The 13691-nt window shown below is 44.6% G+C and carries 10 protein-coding genes and 3 tRNA genes; 11 read left to right on the top strand and 2 right to left on the bottom strand.

The features are described 5' to 3' along the window. Window positions 1–350: 350 nt before the first annotated feature. Both GPUN_RS06690 and GPUN_RS06695 read left to right on the top strand, forming a co-directional pair. Window positions 351–1268 carry a homoserine O-succinyltransferase gene (locus tag GPUN_RS06690; RefSeq protein ID WP_006004784.1) on the top strand — a complete coding sequence of 306 codons (918 nt, stop codon included), beginning with the start codon at window positions 351–353 and terminating at the stop codon, window positions 1266–1268. A gap of 117 nt (window positions 1269–1385) precedes the next feature. Further along, on the top strand, window positions 1386–1973 hold the full coding sequence (locus GPUN_RS06695; RefSeq protein ID WP_006004786.1) for a DUF938 domain-containing protein: 588 nt from the start codon (window positions 1386–1388) through the stop codon (window positions 1971–1973). A gap of 46 nt (window positions 1974–2019) precedes the next feature. Here the strand turns inward: GPUN_RS06695 and GPUN_RS06700 are convergent, their stop codons facing one another. Both GPUN_RS06700 and GPUN_RS06705 read right to left on the bottom strand, forming a co-directional pair. Beyond that, window positions 2020–4104 (bottom strand): M13 family metallopeptidase, encoded by a 2085-nt coding sequence (locus GPUN_RS06700; RefSeq protein ID WP_006004788.1) that lies wholly within the window; start codon window positions 4102–4104, stop codon window positions 2020–2022. Between the two features lie 236 nt (window positions 4105–4340). Beyond that, window positions 4341–5576: a GNAT family N-acetyltransferase gene (locus tag GPUN_RS06705; protein WP_006004791.1), complete on the bottom strand. Its 1236-nt coding sequence runs from the start codon at window positions 5574–5576 to the stop codon at window positions 4341–4343. A gap of 44 nt (window positions 5577–5620) precedes the next feature. Between GPUN_RS06705 and GPUN_RS06710 the strand changes: the two genes are divergently transcribed. From GPUN_RS06710 to GPUN_RS06750, 9 genes are all read left to right on the top strand, one after another. Continuing rightward, complete coding sequence (locus GPUN_RS06710) at window positions 5621–6064, top strand: regulatory protein RecX (RefSeq protein WP_006004793.1); 444 nt, start codon at window positions 5621–5623, stop codon at window positions 6062–6064. 274 nt (window positions 6065–6338) lie between these two features. Further along, on the top strand, window positions 6339–8951 hold the full coding sequence (alaS, locus tag GPUN_RS06715) for an alanine--tRNA ligase (protein ID WP_006004797.1): 2613 nt from the start codon (window positions 6339–6341) through the stop codon (window positions 8949–8951). Between the two features lie 309 nt (window positions 8952–9260). Then, window positions 9261–9452, top strand: coding sequence for a carbon storage regulator CsrA (gene csrA, locus GPUN_RS06720; protein ID WP_006004799.1), 192 nt, complete (start codon window positions 9261–9263; stop codon window positions 9450–9452). A 156-nt stretch (window positions 9453–9608) separates the two neighbouring features. Continuing rightward, a tRNA-Ser gene (locus GPUN_RS06725) sits at window positions 9609–9701 on the top strand. A gap of 22 nt (window positions 9702–9723) precedes the next feature. Then, a tRNA-Arg gene (locus GPUN_RS06730) sits at window positions 9724–9800 on the top strand. A 69-nt stretch (window positions 9801–9869) separates the two neighbouring features. Further along, window positions 9870–9946 (top strand) — tRNA-Arg (locus tag GPUN_RS06735). Window positions 9947–10320: 374 nt separating this feature from the next. Beyond that, entirely contained in the window at window positions 10321–10584 is a 264-nt protein-coding gene (locus GPUN_RS06740) for an OadG family protein (protein WP_006004801.1), read from the top strand. A gap of 58 nt (window positions 10585–10642) precedes the next feature. Further along, window positions 10643–12445, top strand: coding sequence for a sodium-extruding oxaloacetate decarboxylase subunit alpha (gene oadA, locus GPUN_RS06745; RefSeq protein WP_006004803.1), 1803 nt, complete (start codon window positions 10643–10645; stop codon window positions 12443–12445). Window position 12446: 1 nt separating this feature from the next. Beyond that, a complete protein-coding gene (locus GPUN_RS06750; RefSeq protein WP_040520487.1) occupies window positions 12447–13577 on the top strand; it encodes a sodium ion-translocating decarboxylase subunit beta in 1131 nt (376 codons plus the stop codon). Window positions 13578–13691 lie beyond the last annotated feature (114 nt).

Genomic DNA, 13691 nt, shown 5'->3' on the forward strand with positions numbered 1-13691 from the left:
GTAACACCTTAAGCGGATTAGTACGCTATTTATCACAAAATCTATCACTCAATTAACCATTGTCTTTGAAAAATAGTGAACACTCTTATGTAAATAAACAGACATAAAATAAACAAATACAGACAGCGGAACAATACAAAGTGCGTTCACTTTAAAATGAAACGCAGTCGTTGCGGCAAGAATATCTGGGCCGTAGCTATTTTGAAGCTATGTTTAGACGTCTAGACGTAAACTGGTTGACTTTTATCCTGTAATCGCCACAATAGTGTTATTCACCTTTTATCAGCGCCTGTGACCTTTACGCTTAAAAGATCATGGGCTTTTGATAGCCAAAGAAGAGTTAATACTTTATGCCAATAAATATACCTGCTGAACTCCCCGCGCTGGAAGAATTACTCAGTGAGAATATTTTTGCAATGAACGATGCCCGCGCGACCAGCCAAAATATTCGTCCTATGCAAATTGGCATCTTAAATTTAATGCCTAATAAAATAGAAACTGAACTACAAATACTGCGTTTACTGTCTAATACGCCGCTGCAAATTAACATCGATTTGATTCGATTTGACGAAACGGCGCCTAAGAACACACCCGCTTCCCATATGCAGGCTTTTTATCATTTGTTTAGCCAAGTAAAAAACAAAAAATACGATGGTCTAATCGTTACCGGTGCACCGCTTGGCACGCTAGACTATGAAGACGTGCACTACTGGCCACAAATGTGCGAACTAATGGATTGGGCAAAGCATAATGTGCAGTCAACCTTTTATATATGTTGGGCTGCACATGCTGCTATGTACCATTATTTTGGCGCCCAAAAGAGCTTACTTGACGGTAAGCTGTCGGGCGTGTTTAATCACAAAGTACAAGACGAACAAAATGAGCTAATGAGAGGCTTTGATCCTGAATTTTGGGCGCCGCATTCGAGGGTAGCACAAGTTAATCGGTCTACCTACGCTAGTATTAGCGGCCTTGAAATACTGGCTGAGTCGGAGCAAGCTGGCGTTTATGCCGCCGCCACCACCGACAAACGGCTGGTATTTGTAACAGGTCATCCTGAATATGATACCGCTACGCTTGAGCAAGAGTTTGCGCGCGACACTCAATCAGGCTTGTTGCCGCAAGTGCCTTCTAATTACTTCAAAAACGACGTGCCTGAGCATGGTATTATGGTGCGCTGGAAGTCTCATGGGAATTTACTGTTTACTAATTGGTTAAATTATTACGTGTATCAAACAACGCCATATGACTTAACGCAGTTGACCTAAGCTTAGTGTATGTATTGCGGCATGATCTTTTAGCATAATCTTTTAGCATAATGCTCGCAGCATAAGCAGCATAGCCAGTATTATGCATGGTTCAAGCTTCACGTAAGGAAAAAAGCAGTGCAAGATAAACCTTTTAGTCAGGCATGTGAAAATAACAAACCTTTCATTCTTAAGGAGCTACTTAAGCACTTTGCTAACGCCAGCAAGGTCTTAGAAATAGGCTCAGGTACTGGTCAGCACGCAGTATACTTTGCCGCAAATCTTTCTCATGTTCAGTGGTATTGTTCAGATCAAAGCGATTACCACAGCGCCATTAATGCATGGATAGACGACACTCCCAGTGAAAATTTGCACAGGCCTGTCGCGCTGAGCTTTCCAGATGACGACCTGCCTCTAGTAGAATTTGATGCAATATTTACGGCTAACACCGCCCATATTATGCAGAACGATCAGGTAAAAGCGATGATGCAAAAAGTGGCCGCTAAGTTACCCAGTAAAGGTGTGTTTTGCCAGTATGGCCCATTTACAATCAAAGGCCAATTTAGCAGTCACAGTAACCTCGACTTTCATCAGCACTTATTAGACATTGGCTGCGGTGGCTATAGGGGAATTGAAGAACTACAGCAGTTTGCACCTTCATTAAAGCTGTTAGCCCCAATAACGATGCCTGCAAATAACATGTTGCTCGTGTGGCATAAACGCTGATACAGCCACTGCCAGCAGATATGTTGCTGACAACGACAAAAAGCGTCTACCAAATGCGCACGCGATCTTCTGGGGCTAAGTACAAAGCATCGCCTGGCTGTACGTCAAACGCTTCATACCATGCATCGTGATTGCGCGGTGCTAATGCTCTAAAACGACCCGGCGCGTGCGTGCCGCCTTTAAGTCTGTTTAGTAAAGCCTCTTCGGTAAACTTAACACGCCATACTTGTGCCCACGCTAAAAAGAAACGTTGATCGCCGCTTAGGCCGTCAATAATGGGTGCTTCTTTACCTTCAAGGCTTAGCCTGTAGGCGTGATATGCCATGGCCAAACCGCCTACATCGCCTATGTTTTCACCTAGACTGTTGGCGCCGTTCACAAATTGACCATCAAGTGCTTCATATGCGCTGTATTGAGCAATTAATTTTTCTGTTTTTGCTTCAAAAGCGGCTCTGTCTTCGTCGGTCCACCAGTTACGCTGTACACCCATGGCGTCAGATTTTGAACCTTGATCGTCAAAACCATGGCCAATTTCATGGCCAATAACCGCACCAATTGCGCCATAATTCACTGCTGGGTCTGCATTCGGATCAAAAAACGGAGGTTGCAGTATAGCGGCTGGAAACACAATTTCGTTAAAAGACGAATTATAGTAGGCATTGACGCGCTGAGGGGTCATGAACCAGTCTTGTCGATTGGTCGGTTTTAGCTCGTCGCGAATGCTTTGCTCTCTAAAAAACTGACGCATGGCAATAGTATTGCCGACAAGATCGGTGCTACTCATGCTGAGGCCTTCAAATGACTGCCATTCATCTGGATAGCCAATTTTTGGCACAAATGTGTCTAATTTAAGCTGTGCATTTTTCTTAGTTTCTTCGCCCATCCAATCAAGATTGGTAATACGCTCCTCTAAGGCAGTGCGTAGGTTGGCCACCAGCTCACCCATTTGCTGCTTCGAGCTTTGCGGGAAGTGACGCTCTACAAACACTTTACCAATGGCAAAACCTAGTGACTGGGTATCGCCCATAGAAGCAACAGCTCGTTTCCAGCGAGGGCGAGGCTCTTGCTGGCCGTTTAAGACTTTGCCATAAAATGCAAAGTTTGCGTTATAAATGTCATCTGACAACATGTCGGCGTTGCTTGATACAAGATGGTAGGTCAAATATAGTTTCCATATATCAAGCGGCGTATTATTAATAATGTCTATTACGTCGTTAATAGGCTGGGGCTGAGTCATGTTTAAATTTTCGGCGGTGTAGCCATGCGCACTAAAATACGTATCCCAATCAAAGTCTGGGTATTCACTGGCTAGATCTGTGCGCGCAATTTGGTTTAAGGTTAAATCGCGGTTACGGCGTTTTTCTCGTGGCCATTGGGCCTGCGCAATGTCAGTTTCTAATGCAATAATTTTGCCTGCTGCAGCTTGTGCGTCTTCGTCAGACATGTCGCTTGTAAACGCTAACATAATGGCAATATTATTTTTATACTCACTTAAAATATCAGCAAAGCGTTCGTTTTCTTCCAAGTAGTAGGAACGATCAGGTAAGCCTAAACCGCCTACACCCACCGACATTTGATATTCATCGGGATTTTTACGATTAAAGCCCAATCCTGCAGCTATAGGTGATTGGGTATTTATAAGCCACGATTTACCGAAAGTTTCGGTAAGCTTTTGCACACTGTCAATAGCCGCGATGTCTTTAAGCATGGGACGTAAGGGTTCAATTCCCTTCGCATTTATCGCTTCAATATCCATGTATGAATTGTAGTAATCCGAGATAAGCTTTTCTTCATCACTTAAATCTGTCTTAGCGGCGAGATCTTCTATAATCGCTTTTACACGGTCTTCGCTGCGCTCTGCTAGCACGGCAAATGCACCGTAGCTTGTCTTATCAGCCGGAATGACATAGTTATCATACCATGTGCCGTTTGTGTGCATGAAAAAGTCGTCACCCGGCTTTATGTCAAGGTTGCGTGCGCTTAAGTCTATACCAAAGCGGCCTAATTCGGGCGTGGTGACAGTATCTGTCACGGCCGGTTTGACGTCATCTGCGGGCAGAGTACTATTGTCGCTACAGGCGCTAATGGCAAAAGCGCCACATATAGCGATTGCTAAAAAAGATTTTTTCATAATTTTCCTTGCATTGATTAAATCGTTATTATTAATAGTAGTGTTTGTGCATAGTGATTCTTGAGAACCGCGAATTTATAATTGTTTTAATACTGTGCAGTTTAACCGTTACACGACACTGCCTGAACTTGTCGCGCCCATATTTTTATATATTGGTTGTCAACTATACTGAATTATTCCCTTTAATTAAAGCGCTAGCCAACGCTATGATTGCGCTTGACACGGCTTGTAACAATTTATTCACTTTCATCATGTCGTCTGTACGGCAATAAAGACGCAGACTTTTCTGCGTAATCAATAATATGAGGTGTCTCTCGCTGCAAGAAATCGGCAATGGCGTCGTCAAATGCCTTTTCTTGCATTTTATGATTTGAATAACACAGTGTAGGCGCAAAGCCACGTAAAATCTTATGCTCACCTTGGGTTCCGGGATTGAAAATGGCAATGTCTTGCTCAATGCAAAATTCAATGCCTTGATAGTAACAAGCTTCAAAGTGCAGGCCAGATACATCCGTTAAGGCTCCCCAGTAGCGTCCATACAGCCCATTTTCGTCGTATAGAAACAAGGCGGCTGCAATAGGCGTAGCGCTTTTAATGTCCTTGCTATTTGCCGTTTCTGTAATGGCTAACTGTTGACTATCGCGAGCGGGTTGTAAACGCTGTTCGGCGATTACCAAGAGTAAATTTTCCGGCATGTCTTGCAGCAGGGTTTCAAAAAACGCCGAGCTTAAATATCCGTTATGACCACTGCGTTTTAAATAAGTTTGCTGATAACAGCGATAGAAAAACGCCATATCAAGTGCAGTAATAGCGCCACCCACTATACGATTCACCTGCACGCCCTGTTTGGCGATGCCCGTTCTCTCTTTTCGAATAGAGCGGCGACGCCTTGCGGTAAGCTCCGCCATAAAATCGTCAAAGTGCGCGTACTGCTTATTGTGCCAATTAAACTGAACTGACTGACGCTGGTGAAAACCGCGGGTGAGTAATTCGTTCGACGTTTGCTTAGGCGCAAATAAAATATGCACAGAAGCAACATGCAAAGATTGCATTAACTCATCGCTTATTTGCTCAATGTACTGCGCCATTTTTTCAAGCGCAATATTTTGTGCGAGCAGGATGCGCGGGCCAGTAACAGGCGTAAACGGCACCGCAACAATAAGTTTTGGATAATACGCTAGGTTATGCTGCTGATATGCGTGCGCCCAGCTATGATCAAACACATATTCTCCGTAGGAATGAGTTTTGATGTAAGCCGGTAAGAAGCCAATTAGCGTTTGTGTTTCATCGCGAATTATTATGTGGCGGGTGAGCCAGCCTGTGTTGCCGCCCACGCAGCGCGTCTCTTCAAATGCTCGCAAAAATTCGAATTTTAAAAATGGCGAGCTTGGGTGGCTGCTGTGGGTTAAAACGTCAAATTCTGGTTGCGCGAGTGCATTTATGCTATCAATGCTTGTCCATTGCCAATTCATGCGTAAAATAACAGGCTCTATTAAAAATTTTATATGTAAGCAATATGAGTGAAGACCAAGCAAAGATCATTAATCACACCATTACACGTTTATTGTCTAGACGCGAACACAGCCAGTTTGAATTAATTCAAAAGCTGGTGGCACGAGACCTTGATGAAAAGCTGTGCTACAAGCAGCTCCAATTCTTTATTGATAGACGCATTCAGTGTGACCAGCGCTATGTAGAAGCTTACGTGCGCAGCGCTTTTTTAAAAGGGAAGGGCCCGCAGGTGATCCGTCAAACCCTTAGCCAGCATAATATTGAAGGCGTTCAGGTGAACGATAATATTTATCGTGAAGAATATGACTGGTATAATTTAGCTGAAGTGGTGCGTGAAAAACGTTTTGGTGAAGCACCGCCCGTAGACTTTATTGATAAACAAAAACAAATGTGCTTTTTACAGTATCGTGGCTTTGAACAGGCTCATATAAAGGCTGCTGCTGGTTAATATAAATCGCTAGCGAGTAAAATCAATCTAAATGCTTTTATAGCCTCTTTGCGGGCTTAATTTTATTGGGTAAAAATGATATTATTTGAAATAAATAGCTAACTCACTTAATTAGCGTTATGTGTTGATGATAGCTGTATATGACTTTTACATGATTGCGCATTGCAATTACATAACAAACACGTGGCATGGACAAACCTTGCCCTGCAGTATTCAAACCCAGCTTAACAGTGCATTTTTACATAACACTAGCGGGTATTACATAGGAATTTAAATGACACGCTCTACCGCCCAAATTCGCCGCGCCTTTCTCGATTTCTTTGCCAGCAAACAACATCAAGAGGTCGCCACGTCGTCGTTAGTGCCTGTTGACGATCCTACCTTGTTGTTTACAAATGCCGGCATGAATCAGTTTAAAGATGTATTTTTAGGCACCGAGCAACGTAATTATACCCGTGCAACTTCGTCTCAGCGCTGTGTGCGTGCCGGCGGGAAACACAATGATTTAGAGAATGTAGGCTACACTGCCCGCCATCACACATTTTTTGAAATGTTGGGCAACTTCAGCTTTGGTGATTATTTCAAACAACAGGCTATTCAGTACGCGTGGGATTTTTTAACCATTGAGCTGGGCTTAGCCAAAGAAAAGCTGCTAGTCACCGTATATCATGACGATGACGAAGCCTTCGATATTTGGGAAAAACAAATTGGCGTGCCCAAAGATCGCATCATAAGAATTGCTACCTCGGACAACTTTTGGTCCATGGGTGACACGGGGCCATGCGGACCCTGTTCGGAAATATTTTATGATCACGGCGAGCACATTTGGGGCGGTCCTCCGGGGTCGCCCGATGAAGACGGTGATCGCTTTATTGAAATATGGAACCTAGTGTTCATGCAGTACAATCGCCAAGCCAATGGCGATATGCTGGCGCTTCCTAAACCTTCAATAGACACGGGCATGGGGCTTGAACGCGTATCGGCCATAATGCAAAACGTGCACAGCAATTATGAAATCGACCTTTTTCAGGCGCTTATAAAAGCTGCCGCCGTCATAGTAGGCACTAGCGATTTAGAAGACAAATCGCTGCGCGTGATAGCTGACCATATCCGTTCTTGCTCCTTCTTAATTTGCGACGGCGTGATCCCCTCTAATGAAGGCCGCGGCTACGTGCTGCGTCGAATTATTAGACGCGCGGTGCGTCATGGCAATAAATTAGGCGCTAAAGATGTATTTTTCTACAAGCTAGTAGACGAACTTGTCAACCAAATGGCCCACGCCTTTCCTGAATTAGCACAGCAGCAGCTTATGATTGTAAAAGTGTTAAAAGCAGAAGAAGAGCAGTTTTCAGCTACGCTAGAGCGCGGCATGGGTATTTTAAATGATTCCTTAGCTAAGCTCACCACCAAAGTAGTGCCGGGCGAGTTAGTCTTTAAACTGTATGATACCTTCGGCTTCCCCGCCGATTTAACCAATGATGTAGCACGCGAACAAGATTTTACGATAGATGAAGCGGGCTTTAACCTGTCTATGCAGGCACAAAAGGCCTTAGCGCAGTCGGCCAGCAAGTTTAGTGCCGACTACAATAACATTATAAAACTTGATCATGAAACGATGTTTACGGGTTATGGCGAGCTAAGCGCAAGTGCCACAGTAACCGCGCTACTTGTTGATCAAGTGTCTGTACAAGAGGCAGCATCAGGTGATGTGCTGGTAGTGCTTGATACTACGCCTTTTTATGCGGAGTCTGGCGGTCAAACCGGCGACACGGGTACGCTTGGTTTTGCCAATGTTAGCGTGAATATACTTGATACACAAAAAGTAGGTACCGCCTTTGTGCATAAAGTATCGCTTAAAGACAGCGTTGACAGCACGCTAAAAGTGGGCGATACGGTTATGGTTACGGTCGACTATGCTCGTCGCGAGGCAATAAAGCTTAACCACAGCGCGACGCATTTATTACATGCCGCGCTGCGCAATATTTTAGGGGAACACGTTACGCAAAAAGGTTCATTGGTAGACGCTGACAAACTTCGCTTTGATTTCTCTCATTTTGAAGGTATCAGCGTCACTAAGGTAGTGGCAATAGAGAACAGTGTAAATCAGCAAATTAGGGCTAACCATGCACTAAGTACAAAACTGATGGAGCTTGAGCAAGCAAAACAGGCAGGCGCAATGGCCTTATTTGGAGAAAAGTACGACGATGAAGTAAGAGTGGTACAAATGGGTGATTTTTCTACCGAGCTGTGTGGCGGCACGCACGTTGGGCGCACCGGCGACATTGGCTTATTTAGAATTGTGTCAGAAGGCGGTATTTCCTCAGGAGTGCGCCGTATAGAAGCCATTACCGGGCAGGCTGCCTTGGATTATTTGCATAGCGATGCAGACAGTCTGTTCACTATTGCAGGCTTGCTGAAGTCTGACAAAGCAAGTTTAGTGAAAAAAACGCAGCAAGTCCTGGCGCAATTGAAGCAAAGTGACAAAGAATTAAACCAGTTAAAGCAACAGTTATCTGGACAAAAATCTAAAGACTTAGTTAAAAGCAGCGTGAGCGTAAAGGGCATTAATTTATTAGTGAACAAACTTGAGAATACGGACTCTACTTCATTACGAAGCATGATGGACGATTTGAAAGTGCAGATGAAATCGGGTGTCATTGTGTTAGGGCTACAGGCCGATGGTAAAGTGAACATAATTGCTGGCGTAACTAAGGACTTAACCAAGCAAGTGCATGCAGGTAAGCTAGTAAGCTTCTTAGCGCAGCAAGTTGGCGGTAAGGGTGGTGGTAGACCCGATATGGCGCAAGCTGGAGGCACGCAGGTTGAGGCATTAGACTCTGCATTAGCGTCTGTTGAGGCTTGGTTACGTGACAATTTAGACAATTAATGTTAGAAAAAACATAAAAACGTTGTGAAATACCCACACTGCGCTATTGTAATAAGCATCGGGTCAGGTGCTGGCGGTAACTACCTGATATTGCTAGAATGAAGGCGTTAATATTGAAAGAAGTGTGATCCCTACAACATATTTTCTACTATTTAATAGTATGGGTTGGTGAGATGGAATCTGTTGTGCCTGAGCTTCGTACCGAGCAAACGTTCATTGCAAATATGCAAAACATGCGCTTAAAAGCGCCGCATTGAATCGCCAAGGTATGGCGAACAATAAAAAAGTTATAATTAATAGGAGCAAGACATGCTAATTCTTACACGCCGCGTTGGCGAAACCCTTATGATTGGTGACAACGTTACGGTTACTGTTTTGGGTGTTAAGGGGAATCAGGTCCGTATTGGAGTAAATGCACCGAAAGACGTATCTGTGCACCGTGAAGAAATTTATATGCGCATTCAGGCTGAAAAAGGAAACGGCAACGTTCCCGAGGTCTAAGGTGATTTGTGTGAAAAAAGCTCGGTTAACGCCGAGCTTTTGCGTTTTAGTCACTAAATGTTTACCGAACTGCTTAAATTTGTATCAATCAATATTTTCTAGCCAAAAAAGCATTGACTTACCGCGCTGTATCAGTAAACTTGCGCTCCACAAATCGGAGAGGTGGCCGAGTGGCTGAAGGCGCTCCCCTGCTAAGGGAGTATAGAGTTTATAGCTCTATCGAGGGTTCGAATCCCTCCCTCTCCGCCATTATTTGTTGTATAGATTTTGCGCGTGCGTAGCTCAGCTGGATAGAGTACCTGGCTACGAACCAGGCGGTCGGAGGTTCGAATCCTTCCGCACGCGCCAATTTTTTTAACACATGGGTCTGTACATTGAAGGTGCAGAGTAAAAGATTTTAAGTTGTACCATTTTTGCGCGTGCGTAGCTCAGCTGGATAGAGTACCTGGCTACGAACCAGGCGGTCGGAGGTTCGAATCCTTCCGCACGCGCCAATCATTATAGACCACCTCCGGGTGGTTTTTTTGTGCCTGTGATTTAATGCTGTTAAGGCATTGAGTGTTGTTAACTTTATGGATAACTGCATAATAAACTTGATTTGCCGTATGTTTATAAAGTTTTTTCGTTGTTTTTTAGCAATTCTCGTGATATTCAATGTTCATTGAACTTCATATAGTACAGCTGTGTAAACTATATGCGTAAAACATAACAGCGTAGACGAGCAGAGCTTAAATTCGCATGGCCTAGACCCGCAAAGTGAAGCTGCGCAGAGGTATGTATAATTATCAAGTTTGGTGGGCTCATCGCGTTAATAAGTATTCATAAAGGTAGCCTAGCATTCGTAACCTTAAATATAGGAGCATAACTTATGATGACGGATCAATTAGCACAAGCAGCAGTATTATTTGCAGTAGGCATGAGCGTAGTATTTGCCTTTTTAACCCTGCTTATTGGCGGCATACACAGCATTGCATGGTTTGCTAGAGTATTTCCGGAGCCTGAAGCAGTTTCACATCACAAAAAACCAAAATACACCCAGCAGAATAAAAATAATACAACTGAAACGACAGTAGACCCAAGCATTGTCACGGTTATTACTGCGGCGGTAAATGCACACAGGCGTAAAGGCTAATATAAAAATAATAATGTTTTGGCCACCGTTATAAAATTTACTAAAAAGGGAAGTGTTGATGTCTACAACGTTGAAAATTACCGAGCTTGCATTTCGTGATGCTCATCAGTCTTTACTTGCCACTCGTTTGCGCTTAGATGACATGCTGCCCATTGCCCAAACCCTAGACAAAGTAGGGTATTGGTCGATGGAGTCGTGGGGTGGGGCTACTTTTGATGCCTGCATCCGCTATTTAGGCGAAGATCCTTGGGAGCGCATTCGCGCCATTAAAAAAGCAATGCCTAACACCAAGCAGCAGATGCTATTGCGCGGTCAAAATTTGCTAGGTTACCGCCATTACGCCGACGACGTCGTCATCAAGTTTGTAGAGCGCGCGCACAAAAACGGCGTAGACGTATTTAGAATATTCGACGCCATGAACGATGTGCGCAATTTAACCACTGCGATAAAAGCCACTAAAGATGTGGGCGCACACGCGCAAGGCACACTGGCTTACACCATAAGCCCGGTGCACACCCTACAGTTTTGGCTAGACATGGCTAAACAAGTTGAAGACTTAGGCGTTGATTCAATATGCATAAAAGACATGGCAGGCTTGCTCAAACCTTACGACTGCGAAGAACTCATTACTGAGCTTAAGGCCACCATAAAAGTGCCTATTGCCATGCAGTGTCATGCCACAACCGGGCTAAGCACTGCCACTTACCAAAAGGCAATAGACGCCGGCATAGATATGCTCGACACCGCCATTAGCTCAATGAGCATGACTTACGGCCACACCCCCACAGAGACCATAGCCTCTATTGTAGAGGGCACTGCTCGTGATACAGGCTTAGACAAGCCGCTTATGGCTGAAGCTGCAGCCTATTTTAGGGGTGTACGCCGTAAATACGCCAAATTCGAGGGCAGCCTAAAAGGCGTAGACGCGCGCATTTTAACCGCGCAGGTACCAGGCGGCATGCTAACGAATATGGAAAGCCAGTTAAAAGAGCAGGGTGGCGAAGATAAATTTGATGAAGTGTTGCTTGAAATCCCGCGCGTGCGTGAAGATCTTGGTTTTATTCCATTAGTCACACCTACCTCACAAATTGTAGGCACCCAAGCGGTCATTAATGTATTAACAGGTGAGCGCTATAAATCTATTACCAAAGAAACTGCCGGCGTGTTAAGAGGCGAATATGGCGCAACCGCTGCACCGGTAAATAAAGAGCTGCAGGCTAGAGTACTCGAAGGCGCTGAGCCGATTACCTGTCGTCCAGCCGACAACATCCCGGGCGAACTGCATGATTTAGAAGCCGGGCTGAGCGTTATTGCCAAAGAGAAAAACCTACGTTTAGCCAGTGACAGTATTGACGATGTACTTACCTATGCTTTGTTTCCTCAAATTGGCTTAAAGTTTATTGAAAACCGCGATAACCCATCTGCATTTGAACCTGCGCCATCAAACGAACCAGAGGCGCTTAGCGGCCAAGACATTGCGCCATTTGCGTCTGACGCTGCGAGCTACGCGGTGAAAGTAGACGGCAAGGTTTACCATGTAGAGGTGGCAGCCGGTGGCGAATTAACGCATGTTTCACGCAAGCATTTATCTACTCCCACCAATGAGCTTTCGCACAGCGCAGCGCAAACATCCTCTCATAGTGCCAACAGTACCGATATAAAAGCACCCCTTTCAGGCAACATATTTAAAGTAATAGTAGATGATGGGCAGCTCATAGAGGAAGGTGACGTAATTTTAATACTCGAAGCCATGAAGATGGAAACCGAAGTGCGCAGCACCGTTAGCGGCACCGTGACCCACATAAGCGTAAAAGAAGGCGACGCTGTGCAGGTAGGCCAAACTATGATGTTGGTAGGCTAATATGGAAAAGCTAGCTATGTTGTGGCAAAGCACATCCTTGCCGCACTTTGAAATAGGCCAAATTATCATGATGCTGGTGGGTCTTGGTTTATTATACCTTGCCATTGTGAAAAAATTTGAGCCGCTGTTATTACTGCCCATTGGCTTTGGCGCGGTGTTAACAAACATTCCATTAGCGGGGTTTAGCGAAGTAGGTGGTATACTTCATTATATTTATTATATAGGGGTAGATACAGGCGTATTTCCACTGCTCATATTCATGGGTGTTGGCGCAATGACCGACTTTAGCGCGCTTATCGCTAATCCTCGAATGCTCTTGTTAGGCGCTGCGGCGCAGTTTGGTATATTTGCGACATTGTTTGGGGCTATTTTGTTAAACGGCCTACCGGGCTTTAATTTTACCCTTCAAGACGCCTCAGCTATTGCTATAATCGGCGGGGCCGATGGACCTACTGCTATATTTCTAGCCTCAAAGCTCGCGCCAGAGTTATTAGGCGCTATTGCTGTTGCTGCTTATTCTTATATGGCATTAGTGCCTATTATTCAGCCGCCGATTATGAAAGCACTGACTACCCCTGAAGAACGTAAGTTAGAAATGAAGCAGTTGCGTGTGGTATCGCAAAGAGAGAAGATCTTATTTCCTATCGCGGTGCTAATATTAACGTTAATACTTTTACCCACCGCTACGCCCTTAGTTGGTATGTTTTGTTTTGGTAACTTACTCAAAGAAAGCGGCGTGGTAGAACGCTTAAGCTACACCGTGCAAAATTCACTTATTAACACCGTAACCATATTCTTAGGCTTAGGCGTGGGTTCTAAACTATCGTCTGAAGCTTTTTTGACGGTAGAGACCCTAGGGATCTTGGCGCTTGGCGCGGTGGCTTTTTCAATTGGCACTGCTGCTGGGGTGTTAATGGCTAAAGTTATGAACAAATTCAGCAAGGAAACCATAAACCCGTTAATAGGTGCTGCTGGCGTTTCTGCGGTGCCTATGGCGGCACGTGTGGTGAACAAAGTTGGCCTAGAGGCAAATCCGCATAACTTCCTGCTGATGCATGCTATGGGGCCAAATGTTGCCGGAGTGTTGGGGAGCGCGGTTGCCGCAGGGATATTGTTGGCTCTGGTGGGTTAGCTTGACAAAATAGTACATGAAATAAAGTATTTACGTTTGCGACCGATAAGTGATTAATAAAAATGCGTTTTGTGCAAGCAGGCTTGATTATGCAAACATTAACTGAAACATTTA

The organism is Glaciecola punicea ACAM 611, assembly GCF_000252165.1.
GTDB classification, from domain to species: domain Bacteria; phylum Pseudomonadota; class Gammaproteobacteria; order Enterobacterales; family Alteromonadaceae; genus Glaciecola; species Glaciecola punicea.